Source organism: Paenibacillus sp. LBL (assembly GCF_029893715.1).
In the GTDB taxonomy this organism is placed as follows: Bacteria; Bacillota; Bacilli; order Paenibacillales; family Paenibacillaceae; genus Paenibacillus_AQ; species Paenibacillus_AQ glucanolyticus.
Genome location: NZ_JARXYU010000002.1, coordinates 132,372 through 146,381, shown reverse-complemented (window position 1 = coordinate 146,381; position 14,010 = coordinate 132,372). Strand labels below are relative to the sequence as shown.

Annotated in this window: 13 protein-coding genes and 1 riboswitch; of the genes, 3 read left to right on the top strand and 10 right to left on the bottom strand. The window is 50.8% G+C overall.

The window, feature by feature from the left end; genetic code table 11:
* Positions 1 to 17: 17 nt before the first annotated feature.
* A complete protein-coding gene (locus M2277_RS05905; protein ID WP_280754358.1) occupies positions 18 to 1,811 on the bottom strand; it encodes an L-fucose isomerase in 1,794 nt (597 codons plus the stop codon).
* Between the two features lie 201 nt (positions 1,812 to 2,012).
* Here M2277_RS05905 and M2277_RS05900 point away from each other — a divergent pair, with 201 nt between their 5' ends.
* Entirely contained in the window at positions 2,013 to 2,870 is an 858-nt protein-coding gene (locus M2277_RS05900) for an AraC family transcriptional regulator (protein ID WP_006211025.1), read from the top strand.
* 272 nt (positions 2,871 to 3,142) lie between these two features.
* Here the strand turns inward: M2277_RS05900 and M2277_RS05895 are convergent, their stop codons facing one another.
* A complete protein-coding gene (locus tag M2277_RS05895) occupies positions 3,143 to 3,529 on the bottom strand; it encodes a 2Fe-2S iron-sulfur cluster-binding protein (protein WP_082834415.1) in 387 nt (128 codons plus the stop codon).
* 217 nt (positions 3,530 to 3,746) lie between these two features.
* Between M2277_RS05895 and M2277_RS05890 the strand changes: the two genes are divergently transcribed.
* Entirely contained in the window at positions 3,747 to 5,021 is a 1,275-nt protein-coding gene (locus tag M2277_RS05890; protein ID WP_063479919.1) for a stalk domain-containing protein, read from the top strand.
* A 106-nt stretch (positions 5,022 to 5,127) separates the two neighbouring features.
* Here the strand turns inward: M2277_RS05890 and M2277_RS05885 are convergent, their stop codons facing one another.
* Complete coding sequence (locus M2277_RS05885) at positions 5,128 to 5,604, bottom strand: C40 family peptidase (RefSeq protein ID WP_006211028.1); 477 nt, start codon at positions 5,602 to 5,604, stop codon at positions 5,128 to 5,130.
* A gap of 3 nt (positions 5,605 to 5,607) precedes the next feature.
* Positions 5,608 to 5,741, bottom strand: a riboswitch (cyclic di-AMP (ydaO/yuaA leader).
* Between the two features lie 263 nt (positions 5,742 to 6,004).
* Here M2277_RS05885 and M2277_RS05880 point away from each other — a divergent pair.
* Entirely contained in the window at positions 6,005 to 6,532 is a 528-nt protein-coding gene (locus M2277_RS05880) for a hypothetical protein (protein WP_063479920.1), read from the top strand.
* 401 nt (positions 6,533 to 6,933) lie between these two features.
* Here M2277_RS05880 and M2277_RS05875 read toward each other — a convergent pair whose 3' ends face one another.
* The 7 genes from M2277_RS05875 to M2277_RS05845 are packed head-to-tail and all read right to left on the bottom strand — an operon-like array spanning position 6,934 to position 13,996.
* The gene (locus M2277_RS05875) at positions 6,934 to 7,887 is read right to left on the bottom strand and encodes an ROK family protein (protein WP_148247024.1); all 954 of its coding nucleotides are present in this window, start codon (positions 7,885 to 7,887) and stop codon (positions 6,934 to 6,936) included.
* 38 nt (positions 7,888 to 7,925) lie between these two features.
* Positions 7,926 to 8,612, bottom strand: coding sequence for a copper homeostasis protein CutC (locus M2277_RS05870; RefSeq protein WP_036642394.1), 687 nt, complete (start codon positions 8,610 to 8,612; stop codon positions 7,926 to 7,928).
* A 31-nt stretch (positions 8,613 to 8,643) separates the two neighbouring features.
* Positions 8,644 to 10,104: a leucyl aminopeptidase family protein gene (locus M2277_RS05865; RefSeq protein WP_280754357.1), complete on the bottom strand. Its 1,461-nt coding sequence runs from the start codon at positions 10,102 to 10,104 to the stop codon at positions 8,644 to 8,646.
* Positions 10,105 to 10,145: 41 nt separating this feature from the next.
* Complete coding sequence (locus tag M2277_RS05860; protein WP_280754356.1) at positions 10,146 to 11,135, bottom strand: ABC transporter ATP-binding protein; 990 nt, start codon at positions 11,133 to 11,135, stop codon at positions 10,146 to 10,148.
* On the bottom strand, positions 11,132 to 12,136 hold the full coding sequence (locus tag M2277_RS05855; protein ID WP_006211034.1) for an ABC transporter ATP-binding protein: 1,005 nt from the start codon (positions 12,134 to 12,136) through the stop codon (positions 11,132 to 11,134). The genes M2277_RS05860 and M2277_RS05855 overlap by 4 nt, the downstream gene beginning before the upstream one ends.
* 15 nt (positions 12,137 to 12,151) lie before the next feature.
* Positions 12,152 to 13,057: an ABC transporter permease gene (locus M2277_RS05850; protein WP_280754355.1), complete on the bottom strand. Its 906-nt coding sequence runs from the start codon at positions 13,055 to 13,057 to the stop codon at positions 12,152 to 12,154.
* Between the two features lie 12 nt (positions 13,058 to 13,069).
* Positions 13,070 to 13,996 (bottom strand): ABC transporter permease subunit, encoded by a 927-nt coding sequence (locus M2277_RS05845; protein WP_006211036.1) that lies wholly within the window; start codon positions 13,994 to 13,996, stop codon positions 13,070 to 13,072.
* Positions 13,997 to 14,010 lie beyond the last annotated feature (14 nt).

The window sequence follows — 14,010 nt, the reverse complement described above, 5'->3', positions numbered from 1 at the left end:
TCCTCTCGAATGACCCGTTATTTATATAGGGGTCCGAAGTTCTGACAAGCGCGGAAATCAGAGCTTTCCGGGTCAGACGTTCCGAACATGCCCCATGCACGCGGACGGAACACCTCTTCGGCGGACACATTATGCATGTTGACCGGAATCCGCAGCACGGAAGCAAGGGTTATAAGATCTGCACCGATATGACCGTAACTGATGACGCCGTGATTAGCCCCCCACTGATTCATAACCTCATACACGCTTGTGAACGCTCCCTGTCCTGTGAGGTTCGGCACGAACCAGGTTGTCGGCCAAGTCGGGTCGGTACGCTTGTCGAGTGTATCGTGCACCTCCGCTGGAAGATCCACCGAGTAACCCTCGGCAATTTGCAGGACGGGGCCAAGTCCCTTCACCAAATTCAGACGGAACATCGTCATCGGCATTCCGCCGCGTGTCAGATAATCGGTCGAATAACCTCCGCCCCGGAAGTACTCTAAATTAGCCGGTCTCCACTCCGTTGCCCTCAGCGTGCGGTCCACTTCCTCGTCCGTAATCTCCCAGAACGGCTTCATGGCCGGTTTGCCGTCCTTCTCCTGCTCGCCCGTGCCATCCAGCGCTGCCGAGCCCGAGTTAATCAAATGCAAGATGCCGTTCTCCGCCTTGCCTTCTAGCTTGTAACCCGTGACCCGTTCAACCGATGCCGGACTCCAGTATGTTCTAACATCCGCGAAGATCTGCGCCGTGTTGGTTAACAGATGCCCGAAGAGCATGCCCACGCCATTCAAGCTGTCATTCTCGGTGGCGACAACATAAGGAGCGCGTTTGCCGTTCCAGTCGAAGGAGGAGTTCAGCAAGGTCTCCAGGAAATCACCATTCGGCGAATGATCCGTCCACTGGCGTTGTCCTTGAAAACCGGAAGCGATTGCGCTGTGCCCCTGCGCTTCCTCCTCGAAACCCAGCTCAGCCAGGCGCGGATTGCCAATCATTAAGTCGCGGGTAATCAGCGTCATTTTCACAACGGTTTCCCACTCCAGATCCTTCCGCTCCCGGCTGTTCTGAAGATGGTCCGGATTGTTGTCCGGTCCTTCCGCACAGTTTTCCTTCACCCAGGCTAGCGCCTTTGTATATTCTTCAGGATCGTAAATGCCTTCTGCTAGGCGCCGCGTGAATTCGCTCATATCCACATATTCATTCCGCATGCCCAGATATTCCTGGAAAAAGCTGTCGTCTACAATCGAGCCGGCGATGCCCATTGATACGGAGCCCATGGACAAATACGATTGTCCACGCATATATGCAGCGGCCAAGCCGCTTCGGGCAAAGCGCAGAAGTTTCTCCTCCACATCGTCCGGGATGCGGGTATCGCCTTCGTCCTGAACGTCCTCCCCGTAGATACCGAATGCCGGCAGTCCCTTCTGTGCATGGGCAGACAGTACGGCAGCCAGATAAACCGCACCTGGACGCCCTGTTCCATTAAAGCCCCACACTGCCTTGGGACGTGAAGGATCCGCATCCATCGTTTCGGTTCCGTAACACCAGCAAGGCGTAACGGTTATTGTTAGACCGACCTCCGCATTCTTGAATTTTTTGGCGGCAGCTGCTGCCTCAGCGGCTCCACCGATGCAAGTATCTGCAATAACGCATTCAATCGGTTCGCCATTCGGGTATTTAAGCTCGCTGGACAGCAGCTCGACAACGGCCTTGGCGAGGTTCATCGTCTGTTCTTCGAGGGATTCCCTTACCCCTCTCCGTCTTCCATCTATCGTAGGGCGAATGCCGATTTTCGGAAATCCGTCCCGCCATCTGTAATCGTTTTCAATTGTCATGTATGCCACGCCTCCCAATCAGGAATATGACCTCATTGTAAATTGATTCAGCGCAGAGGATAACCCACTATTTTGTTGTATCGGACCATAATTTCAGCAAGACAGTGAACCATTCCGGCTATTCATGTAAACGATTTCCGCATGATGAGCGTTATGCATTATAATGGATACAGGATGCTGCTTTCCAGGAGGGACGAGACCGTGCCAAAGATCGAAATCTCGCATAGCAAAAGCGATCAATTCCGCTTCATCAAAAATCCGCAGCTGCTGTTTGCCGGGCAAGTGGTGGACGAGGATTTTTTCTACGGGCCACCGCAAATTCACGATTTCTGTGAGATCCTCTATGTGGTTGAAGGACGCGGGGAATTCACCATCGCAGGAAAAGTATATGAACTCCGCAAAGGCGATGTTGCGATTTACAACCCCGGTGTCCCCCATGAGGAACGATCCATTACGGACGGTCCTTTTAAAGTAATCTATTGCGGCGTGGATTCGCTCCACATTGAAGGCGTTCCGCAAGGAATGCTGCTGCCGGCGTATGTCGAGCCGGTTATTTCCTGTGAGAAATACGCCTATAAAGTCGAAAGTTATCTTTCGGAAATCATCCGCGAATGTGATTCGCAGGTGCTGGGTTACGAAACGCTGAGCACGAACCTGCTCATGTCATTGATCACCGTGATCTATCGCATCGTGGATGTAAAGCATCAATTTCAATCCCTGAAGGGCAAGAATGAAATCGCGCTCCGGACCAAACAGTTCATCGACGCCAACTATACCCAAAGCATCAGTCTGAAGGACATCGCGGATACGATGTACGTCAGCCAGCATTATTTATCCCATCTGTTCAAAAAAGAGCTTGGCGATTCTCCCTTCAATTACTTGATATCCCGCCGGATTGAGGAAGCCAAGCGCCTGCTTGCCGATTCGGAAATGCCAGTGCATGAGGTGGCCTCACAAGTAGGCTATGGCAACGATAAATACTTCTCGATGTTATTCAAGAAAATTACCGGTCAAACGCCAAGTTCCTTCCGGGAACAGAACAAGCTGGCCTTGGAATAAAGGATTTACATGCGCAGACTATTTATATGAAGCCGTCTTTAAAGAACCTTAGTCCGGTGCTCAACTAGACTAGGTTCTTTGCATTTTTCTGGTAACGTTATGGATTTCCCTTGCGTGATATACCCCCTTTATTTTTTCACGATTAAAAAAGCATGCAAAGAAGGCCCGTTCCTCCTTATCGTTCAAGTTGGAATAAGCCTTTGAAAATTTCGCTCAGTGTATTGAATCTATTCTAATCTGCAACTCAAAAAATAGTCGCCAGATAATATCGTTCAAAAGTACGGAGCATGCCTGATTTTGATGGGACCCACCGCTTCGATACGGCTCTGACATCCCAAACGGTAGCCTTCCTCAATCTCTTCCGGATCAAGGCGCCCCTCTTCCGCAAGGTTCGGCTCGGACAAATATTGAATACCCTCCGCCACCATGCAGCGGCAGCGCGCGCAAGTCCCTCTTTTGCAAAAGGAGTTCCAATCCACGTCATTCCGCTCCGCAAGATCCAGCACGGTCATACCAAGAACAGGCGCCACATTACGCTGAATCTCTCGTCCCGTAAGCTCGATAATCAGATCCGGTACAGCCTCAATCGGTTCTCCTTCCGTACTCAACGATGTATCTCCGCGTTCATTACCCTTTTTATTCTTCCAGAATTTAAACACGCCGTTGTCCCCCTATGCATGTAATCATCAGGTTATGTATGAATTCCTGTATTTATTATACTTGAAAGTTTAAAAAATCAACATGCCTGCTCTTATCTATTCTATGACATCATGTAATTGGAACTCTATGAAAATTTTGCTATAATTGCATATGCTAGATTACCATTCCATGCAAGGCCAATCTACTATTATATGATGAGTTGGAGGAATACGGAGTATGTTACATAAACATGTAGGAAAAACAGCGGCCGCCACCGTTCTGGCCCTATCCTTGCTGGGTACTGCCACGAATATCAGTAATGCCGCCGCAGCACCGGTTATTGCGGTCATGCTGGATGATGTTCCACTGAAATTTGATGCTGCTCCGAGGATAGACAACGGTGTCACTTATGTTCCATTCCGGACCGTTGGCGAAGCGCTCGGAATTGAGATCACCTGGAACAGCAAGACGCAAACGGTGAAAGCGATCGGCAGCCTGAAGGGGCAAGCAACGGAGGTATTGCTGCAGGTGGGCAGTAAAACTGCAACCGTGAACGGGAAAAAAGTTACGCTCGCGGCACCACCAGTACAGCGGGAAGGGCGCGTGCTGATTCCGCTCAGCTCGTTCAGCAGCCAATTCGGTGTCGACGTGGGCTGGAACCAGGCTACGCGTACGGTTTCCCTGACATCTCCGCAGCGGGAGATGCATTTGAGAGCCTTCTATGCTCTAGAATCCTATCAGGAACGCGATATAATACCTTCCATGAACTCAGTCGCTTTCGGGTGGAGCCGCATCGACCGCGAAGGTCAATTTACGCTTGAGGGTAAAGAGTACCGCTTGCCTGCATCTGCCGGTGATGTAACGCCACAATCCATTGTGGCGGATGCAGCGGATCAGAACATTAAACCGCATCTTATGGTTTATGCTTTGGATGGTAATGGTGAACTGACCAAGGTTCTGAGTGACAGCACCCTTCGGCAGAAATCGATTGAGGGCATAACGACAGCCGTTACGGACAACGGCTTCGGCGGAGTTGTTCTCGATTTTGAAGGGCTCGGCTTTAAATTGGATGCAGGGCAGCAGCAGAAGCTGCTTAACGATTATGTCAAACAGCTGAAGGCTTCTTTACCGAAGGACATCTCCCTGTCATTGGCCGTGCCGCCATTGAACAGTGCCTATAAAGGCTATGATTACAAGACTCTTGCCTCCATAGCAGATGATCTCATCATTATGGCTTATCAGTATAACCCGGTCGGCACCAAATCGCAGGTACCCGAGCCTAACAGTCTTGTAGATCAGGCGATTCAGCTTGCACTCCAAGCGGGTGTTCCTAAACAAAAGCTCCTGCTCGGCATCAGCTTAAGCAGTGAAACTCCGTCTTCCGTAGATGATAAGCTGGGTCTCGCCAAGCGCTATGATCTAAAGGGAGCCGCCTTCTGGCGTCTGGGACTATTCCGGACTTATAATAATCAGATGGAAGGCGCTGTGAATGCTTCTGTTGTAAAGGAATAAAGTGATCAGGTCTAGCATCCCTCAATAAAAGAAAGCCTGACAAAGATGGATCTTTGTCAGGCTTTCTTAATATGTATTATACTTCCCGAAAAACTGCGTTTCTCAATTAGCTTGGACTGCCTACCAGTTTCGCATAGTTTTCTTGACTCAGTACACGACGCGCCGTTACATAACGCGGCTCATAATAAGAATCGCTAAGCTTGCTGATTCTTACACCCTTGCTGCTGGAAGCATGCGCAAATTGACCTTCGCCAATGTAAACTCCTGCATGCGAAATTCCGCTGCCGCTTGTATTGAAGAACACCAGATCTCCAACCCGCAGGTCTTCGCGATCCACATAAACCCCGGCTTTAGCCTGGCTTTGGGATGTGCGTGGAAGATCTATATCAAAATTTCTAAACATGTACAGTATAAATCCGGAGCAATCAAATCCACTGGTGGTCGTTCCGCCCCATTTATATGGAGTTCCTACCAATTGTTTCACTTGATGCTGAAAGTTCGGTTGTTGATCAGCAAATGCTGTTACGGCACCTGAAGAAAAAATAATTGCAGACCCAAGCAATGTGATGACAAATTTCTTCAAAATATGTTCTCTCCTTCGATGCCTACGGAGTTAGCTAAGGGTTCGGTTGAAGGTTCCCTATACTCTCTTTAGTACAAGAATAATTCACCCAAGACGGTTCCCCCGTTTTCACAAACGAAATTCGGCAAAAATTCATTAACATTTTGTAACTTCTCTTAATATAGTATACAAGCAAGGATGCTGTCAATAATATCCTAAGAATCTATCGTTTTATGTTACCCGCTGTCGGAATAATCGAATTTCGCAGCCTGATTTCTGTTAACAATCTCACATAGTCATGACAATTATGTAACTCTAGCGTATTCCTCTTACTCCATTTTCTTAAAACGTTTAGCAACTTTTTACAGGATCCTGCGTTTAACTATATCAGAAAAGAAATCATAGAGGTGATCCATTACGAATGAGTCAAATCACAATGGCTGAAGCTTTAGCCGTACGGGCAGCAATTCATCGTCTTATGAGCCAGCTGGCGTCGGAGCGTCTGAATAACAGCAGTACGATCATTGAAAAAGGAGAAACGGCTGAGTATCCCGCGCGGAGTGTAGATGTCATTACGGAAGAGATTGAATCGGCGGCGGCGGATTTCAGAAAACTGGATTTGCTGATGGCCCTCTCCAACACAACGCAGACGATCTCCTGGAATGGTTCCGACATAACGATCATGGAAGCAATCGAGCTGGCGAAACACATTCGCGGTGATATCGGACAGCTTGCACACCTCGGCTCTCGCAAGAAGCTTGAGCGTCAAAGCAGCCGGGGAAGCGGAGACAACGCCACGACGCTGTTCAACGTCGCTCTGTATGATCCTGAAGCTTATCAGGCGGCAGCGCGCAAGAAGGAACGCGAGGTAACCAAACTCTCGTCACTGATAGAACATGCCAATCATAACGCAATAATATCGTTTGACGCATCGAAGTATATGGGGTAACGGCAGCCGCCGGCTCCAAGCCTACAGGTATTCCTCACGTGCGGGTTTGGAGCCGGCGGTTACCGCCGGCGGGCGGGAAAGTGCGGGCAACCGCTTGTTTGTCGGATACAAACAAACCATAAGAAAACCAAAAAGTCGAATCCTATGCACAAACGGATGACGGTTTACGGTTCACACTTATCACTCATTACATGTGACGGACTCCCCAATAGCAAAAAAATGATCGCCCCGTTTCCCGCTTCCCTGATACATAATGAAAGCCGCCCTTCTATGGGCGGCTTTTTTATAACTACTGGCTATAAGACCCGTCTAATTCCAATTCTATTTCCCTGCCAAATGATCTCTATCTAAGCTTTATTCCATCCACTGCTCTATCCACTACCCAAGCATTAAATTTGTCATCACCGGAACAAGGCTGCGGCACCAACCAGACCCACATCATCCCGCAGACCGGCCGGAACGATCTCGTACGTGCCTAAATAGGACGGCATGACCAGTTTATCTGTCATTTCCCGCAGCTGCGGGAACAGCAGCTCTCCTGCTCTGCTGACACCTCCGCCAATTACGAGGCGGTCCGGGTTGAAGCTGTGAATGACATTAACCAGACCTAGTGCCATGTAATAAATAGCACGGTCGATGACCTCCACCGCTACAGGGTCCTGAAGACGCTTAGCTTCAAATACGTGCTTTGCATTCACTCCCCCATCCGCTGCAGCCAGCTCTCTGATCACGCTCGGCTGATCGAGCATCCGCTGGGACGCTGCATGGCCGATCGCTGTCCCCGAGGCAAATACCTCCCAGCAGCCATGACTTCCGCAATTGCATCTGGGACCGCTCGGATCGATGATATGATGCCCGAGTTCGCCTGCAAAAGAATTACTGCCCAGAAACAGCTTGCCGTCCAGCACGATTCCTGAACCAATGCCTGTACTCAGCGTCACATACACCATGTTAGTTGAACCTCTGCCGGCTCCTCTTACATATTCCCCCCACGCGGCTGCATTGGCGTCGTTCAGCACCTGAACTTCCGTATGCAGCTCACGCTCCATCCAAGCTTTGAGGGGGACATTGGTCCATTCCGGCAAATTCGTTCCATGAATGACAATCCCCTCTCGGCTATTCACTGTGCCTGGTGAGGCCATCCCTACCCCTCGAAGCGGATGGCCGCCCGACACACTGCGGATCATGGCCGTAATTCTGCCGACCACCTCCTCCGCCGTCTGTGCGCCGGCGGTTTCCATCTGCTCCCGGTTCAGCAGCTGTCCTTCGGAATCAAAGAGCGCTGCCGCGATCTTTGTACCCCCAAGGTCAACGCCAACCACAAATTCTTGCTGTTTATTCCATTCGGTTTGCAATTTTTGTTCACCTGTTTCCGATAGGTTTGCTACTACTTCTATTGATGTATGCTGTCTGCCAGCGATCTCAATTCAATCGGATCAATGGGCTTCAGCCCTGACCGACCATATCGAACCGCCGAGCCGAAATGCACCTCGCTCACACCGGTCTGATCGATAAATTCACGAATAATTTCCCATTTCAGGCCATTGCCGGCCAATATCTTAAGCTCGCTGCCTTTGGTTTGTTCCACAAGCTCCCGAATTCTCGGAATTGCTTGTGGCGCTGGCTGGGGCCCTCCCGATGTCAGTACACGGGTAACGGACGGGTATTTCAGCAGCGTACGCAGACCTTCGAACTGATCCTCCAGCTCATCAAAAGCACGGTGGAAGGTGACCTGCATGCTGCCCGTCCATTCCAGCATGTTGGCCAAGGAAACCTCGTCAATCTTCCCATCCGGTGTCAACATGCCCAGCACTACGCCGGCTGCCCCGGCCTTGCGGATCGCCTTGACCTCCGCCGTCATGGTTGCTATATCGTGTGTGCTGTACACAAAGGACCGACTGTGTGGTCTTACCATCACATGGACAGGAATTTGAACAGCCTTCACAACCTCTTCAACGAGACCGATTCCAGGCGTAAGTCCGCCCTCGGTTATGGCCGTAATTAATTCCAGACGGTCCGCACCATTCTGCTCTGCGGTGATGGCATCATCCACGCAAGTTGCGATAATTTCTAGAAGCATCATCGTCACTCCTCATCTGAAGTTCTGTTCTCTATGTCTTGAGAAACTGCTTCTCCACATAATCTGCCAACAATCTGGCGCCATAGCCGGTGGCTCCCGCAGCGGAATAGGGAAACTCCCGTTTATACTGCACGGTGCCTGCCATATCGATGTGCACCCATTTCATGGACTCGGCTACAAAATGGCGGATGAACAGCGCAGCCGTTATGGCTCCAGCCAGCGTAGACGTACCGACATTTTTTAAATCCGCATAATCGCTTCTCAGCTCCGAGGCATACTCATCCATCAGCGGCATGGGCCACAAACGCTCCCCGTTGCGTTCCCCGATATCAACCAAATCAGCTGTAATATCGCGGTCTCCCCAGATTCCAGCAATCTCCAGGCCAAGCGCTGCGCCGACATTGCCTGTGAGGGTAGCGATATCAATGACCTTATCGGCACCGAGATTCGCTGCATGCAGCAGAGCATCCGCAATAATCAATCTCCCTTCCCCATCCGTATTGGCTACCTGAACACTCAGCCCGTTCGGATAATGGATAACGGAAGAAGGAAGCATGGCATCCGGTCCAGCTAAATTATCAGCCACGGCGATCAGTGCCGTGACTCGCACCGGTGCTTGGCGAGATACCAGAATATCCATTGCACCAACGACGGCAGCAGCACCGCCCATGTCCATGCGGGCATCGCTGATATCTCGGCCAATCTTGACGTTCATACCGCCCATATCAAAGGTTACGCCTTTGCCGATGAGCACGATATGAGGACTCTTCTCCGATGAAGAAGCTCCGTTGTAGGATAATTCAATCATGGCAGGGGCGTATTGGCTGCCAGCGCCTACGGCAATAAGCCCGTTCATCTGCCGATCATGAAGCTCTTGTCCGCGATACACGTGAAGCTGAACCGGTGCCTTCTTGAAGCGTTCCTCCACGACCGCAACGAACGCTTCCGGATTTAACGTTTCCGGTGATTCGTTAACCAAATCTCGCGTGAGCCGGGTTCCGTTTATGCGGATGGAAGCCTCCCTCAGGATGGATTCCATATCTTCACGGGTGAGCCCCTGCCAATCTTTCACTCGGAGATTCAAGGAGAGGTCTTGATGATTGGCTGTAACGCCTCGATGTTTATTGAATTGATATAATCCGTACATCCAGCCTTCCATCCATGCTTGAAGCTCCTCCTTCACCGATATTGCTGCAGAAGCCTCTCCCTCGCGGAATGAGGCGCGCACCAACACCGCACTTGCTTTTTTCTCCTTAAGCAGTGCTCTCGCTGCGGATGCTCCCGTTCTGCGCACTTGCTCCAATGTCAGGCCAGAGCGCGGACCCATTCCGGCTACGAGATCGTCTGTCTCATGATGAGAACGGCCATAGAACCAGGTCAGTGTATATTTTTGCTTCTGGGATTCCGTTACCCGGAAAGGGGGCCCCTCCCCTTCATAAACCGCATAAATCGAAGTATCTACCGATTGCATATCGTCTATTGTGATTTGCATCTGAGTCCTCCTCCTCAACCGAACATCCATATCAAAGCTGCTTACACATGCTTCATGATCTCTTCATCATATAAATGACAAGCCACCTGATGCCCTGGTTCAACCTCACGGTATACGGGCGTTACCTGCTTGCACACTTCCATGCAGGAAGGGCAGCGCGTGTGGAATCGGCAGCCTGTTGGCGGATTCACGGGACTTGGCAAATCGCCTTTCAGAATAATCCGTTCCTTCTTCTGTTTCGGATCCGGAACCGGAACCGAGGACAACAGCGCCTGGGTATACGGATGCAGCGGACGATCGTACAGCGTATCTTTATCCGCCGTTTCCACCAAAGTCCCTAAATACATCACACCGATCCGGTCGCTGATATGCTCGACAACACTCAGATCATGCGAGATGAACAGGTAAGTTAGCCCATACTCCTCTTGAAGATCTTGCAGCAGGTTCAGCACCTGCGACTGGATGGATACATCCAGTGCCGAAACAGGCTCATCTGCTACGATCAGATTCGGACGAACGGACAGTGCTCTGGCAATGCCAATCCGCTGACGCTGGCCCCCGCTGAACTCATGGGCAAAGCGTTCGGCATGGAAGCTGTTCAAACCCACCGTTTCCAGCAGCTCGCAAGCCAATTTATCCCGCTCTTTCGTGCTCATCTTGGTATGGATCAGCAACGGCTCTGCCACCAGCTCTTTCACCTTCATCCGGGGATTGAGGGAAGCGTAAGGATCCTGGAAGACCATCTGCATATCTTTACGCAGCGGACGCATCTGATTATCGTTATAACCGCTGATGTCTTGTCCTTTGAAAATCACTTCGCCTGCGTTTGGTGTCAGCAACCGTGTGACCAGCCGGCCTGTCGTTGACTTGCCGCATCCGCTCTCCCCAACAAGACTGAAGGTTTCGCCCTTCTGAATGGCGAAGGATATTCCGTCCACGGCGCGCAGCTGCTTGGCGTTACCGAAGAATCCTTTTTTCACGGTGAATGATTTCTGCAGATTCCTGACTTCTAACAAAGGTGTTTCTTTCATGCGGTTTCCCCTCCTTCCGGATGCCCTTCCTGCGTCAGCCAGCAGCGACTTTGACGATGCGGTTCATTGGCAACGGGCAGCAGCCCAGGCTCCTGTGACAAACAACGCTCCATCACGAATGGGCAGCGCGGTGCAAACTTGCAGCCTTGAGGCATATTCATCAAATCCGGTACGTTCCCGGGTATCGATTCCAAGCGGCGAACCTTCTGTCTCAGCTTCGGCACGGAATGAATGAGCCCTTTGGTATACGGATGCTGCGGATTCTCAAACAGCTCCTCCACCGTTGCTTCTTCCACCACCCGGCCGGCATACATGACAACCACACGATCGCACATTTCCGCGACGACGCCAAGGTCATGTGTAATGAGCAGCATTCCCATTTCCTGCTCCCTCTTCAGCCGGTTCATCAGATCCAGGATTTGAGCCTGAATCGTTACATCGAGCGCTGTCGTTGGTTCGTCGGCTATGAGCAGCTTCGGATTACAGGACATGGCCATTGCAATCATGACGCGCTGCCGCATGCCGCCGGACAATTGGTGCGGATAGTCATCCACGACTTCATCAGCTCTCGGAATCCCAACCAGTTTAAGAGACTCAATCGCATGATTACGCGCCTTCTTGCGGCCGTAGCCCAGATGAAGCATAATCGACTCTTCCAGCTGCTTGCCGATGCGCAGCACGGGATTGAGCGAGGTCATCGGCTCCTGGAAGATCATTGCCAGCTCGTTACCGCGGTAACGACGCATTTCTTTTTCCGACAGCTGCACCAGATCCTTGCCTTCAAAGCTCACGGAGCCTCCGGAGATTCTGCCGGGTGTATCTTTAAGAAGTCTCATGATGGACAGGGAGGTCACGCTTTTACCGCAACCGGATTCACCTACGAGCCCGAGCACTTCGCCTTTATTAATATGAAAATCCACTCCCGCCACAGCGAGCACCGATGAGCCCTCGCGTTTGAACTCGGTTTTGAGACCTTTCACTTCAAGCAATGTTTGCGCCACGATTTATCCCCCCTTTTAATTTTTTGTCTTCGGATCCAGCGCGTCATTGAGGCCATCCCCAATCAGGTTAAAAGCAAGCACCGTCAAAAAGATGATGAAACCTGGAAAATACACGATATGCGGAGCAATGCTGAGGTAATCACGCCCCATGCTTAGCATGGCACCCCAGTCCGGTTCAGTCGGCTTCGCTCCAAGTCCAAGGAAGCTCAAGGATGCCGCTGCCAGAATGGCGCCACCGATTTTCATCGAGACGTTAACAATGATGCTTGGTACGGTTTCAGGAAAAATGTGCTTCCAGATAATCCGATTATTCTTGGCGCCCATCGATTGGGCTGCTTCTACATACAGCGATTCTTTGGCAGACAAGGTTACGCTTCGGATGATCCTTGCGAACGACGGCGTCCCGAATACGGCTACTGCTATAACCACGTTGGATAAGCCTGGCCCCAAAATCGCCACGATACCGATGGCAAGCAGCAGATCGGGGAAGGAGAACATAACATCGCTGCCCCGCATGATCAGACGATCGATCCAGCCGCCATAATAACCGCTGATTAGTCCGAGAATGGTACCCGCTATTGCGGAAATGAATACCGCGCTTAAGCTGACAGCCATCGTGAGCCTTGTTCCATCGATCAAGCGGCTGAGAATATCCCGGCCATACTCGTCGGTACCTGCCCAATGCGCTGCCGATGGTCCTTCCATCAGAGCGTCGTAATTCGGTTCATTTGGAGGATAAGGTACAATATGCGGACCGATTATTGCTACTATGAATAACAGCAGGATAAACGCACTGGATATAACGGCAAGCTTTTGCTTCATAAACTTAGACATAAACGCTTTGAATTTGCCTGTTGCCGGCCTGTTCACAAACGTCTCCTCTGGTACAGAAATGACAGTCGCTGTCGAGTTGTCGCTCATTGGTTCCCCCTCCTATTTCGATGCATACCGGATTTTCGGATTCAGTACGCCATAAAGCAGATCAACGATCAGGTTGATTAAAATAAATTCAGCTGCAAACATTAACAGCAAGGCCTGGATCACGGTATAATCACGAAATGCGATGGAATCTACCAACAAACGACCCATGCCCGGTATGCTGAATACCGTCTCAACCATAACCGAGCCGCCAAGCAGGAACCCGAACTGCAGTCCGGCAACGGTCACTACTTGAATCAGGGAATTGCGCAGCGCATGTCTTCCGACAACGGTAAACTCGCGCAAGCCTTTGGCGCGTCCGGTTCGGACATAATCCTCACGCATCGTCTCCAGCATGGAGGAGCGGGAGTATCTCGCCAGCATGGACATAATGCCGGCTCCAAGCGTGAAGGAAGGCAGAATATAGGATTGCCATGTATCAATGCCCCCTGTCGGGAACCATCCCAACTGAACGGAGAAAACTTGTATAAGGACAAGCCCCAGCCAGAATCCAGGCAGCGAAATACCGGATATCGCGGCCAGCATACCGATATAATCCGGCCATTTGCCTCGATTAACAGCGGTTACAATCCCGATAAGCAGTCCAATAATAAGTGCCCAGCCAAGACTGGTAAAAGTCAGGATAATGGTTGGGAGAAAACGGCTTTCCAGCATCTCCATAACCGGTATTCCGGAACGTACGGATTCACCCAAGTCACCCTTCAACAGATCACCCATGTAATTAACATATTGCTGCCATAACGGCAAATTCAATCCCAGCTGCTCACGAATACCGTTGATCTCCTCAAGGGTGGCATCCTTACCTGCAACAAGTCTCGCCGGATCTCCAGGAATAAGATGAATGAACATAAATACGAGTATCGATACAATGAACAGCAGCGGGATAACCCCCAGCAGCCTCTGAATTGCATATCTTCCCAAGGGATGAGCCTCCT

Coding starts and splice junctions, on each gene's coding strand:
- M2277_RS05880 (WP_063479920.1), top strand. CDS start 6,005: ATGAGTCAAATCACAATGGCTGAAGCTTTAGCCGTACGGGCAGCAATT.
- M2277_RS05870 (WP_036642394.1), bottom strand. CDS start 8,612: ATGCTTCTAGAAATTATCGCAACTTGCGTGGATGATGCCATCACCGCA.
- M2277_RS05850 (WP_280754355.1), bottom strand. CDS start 13,057: ATGAGCGACAACTCGACAGCGACTGTCATTTCTGTACCAGAGGAGACG.
- M2277_RS05890 (WP_063479919.1), top strand. CDS start 3,747: ATGTTACATAAACATGTAGGAAAAACAGCGGCCGCCACCGTTCTGGCC.
- M2277_RS05905 (WP_280754358.1), bottom strand. CDS start 1,811: ATGACAATTGAAAACGATTACAGATGGCGGGACGGATTTCCGAAAATC.
- M2277_RS05860 (WP_280754356.1), bottom strand. CDS start 11,135: ATGAAAGAAACACCTTTGTTAGAAGTCAGGAATCTGCAGAAATCATTC.
- M2277_RS05865 (WP_280754357.1), bottom strand. CDS start 10,104: ATGCAAATCACAATAGACGATATGCAATCGGTAGATACTTCGATTTAT.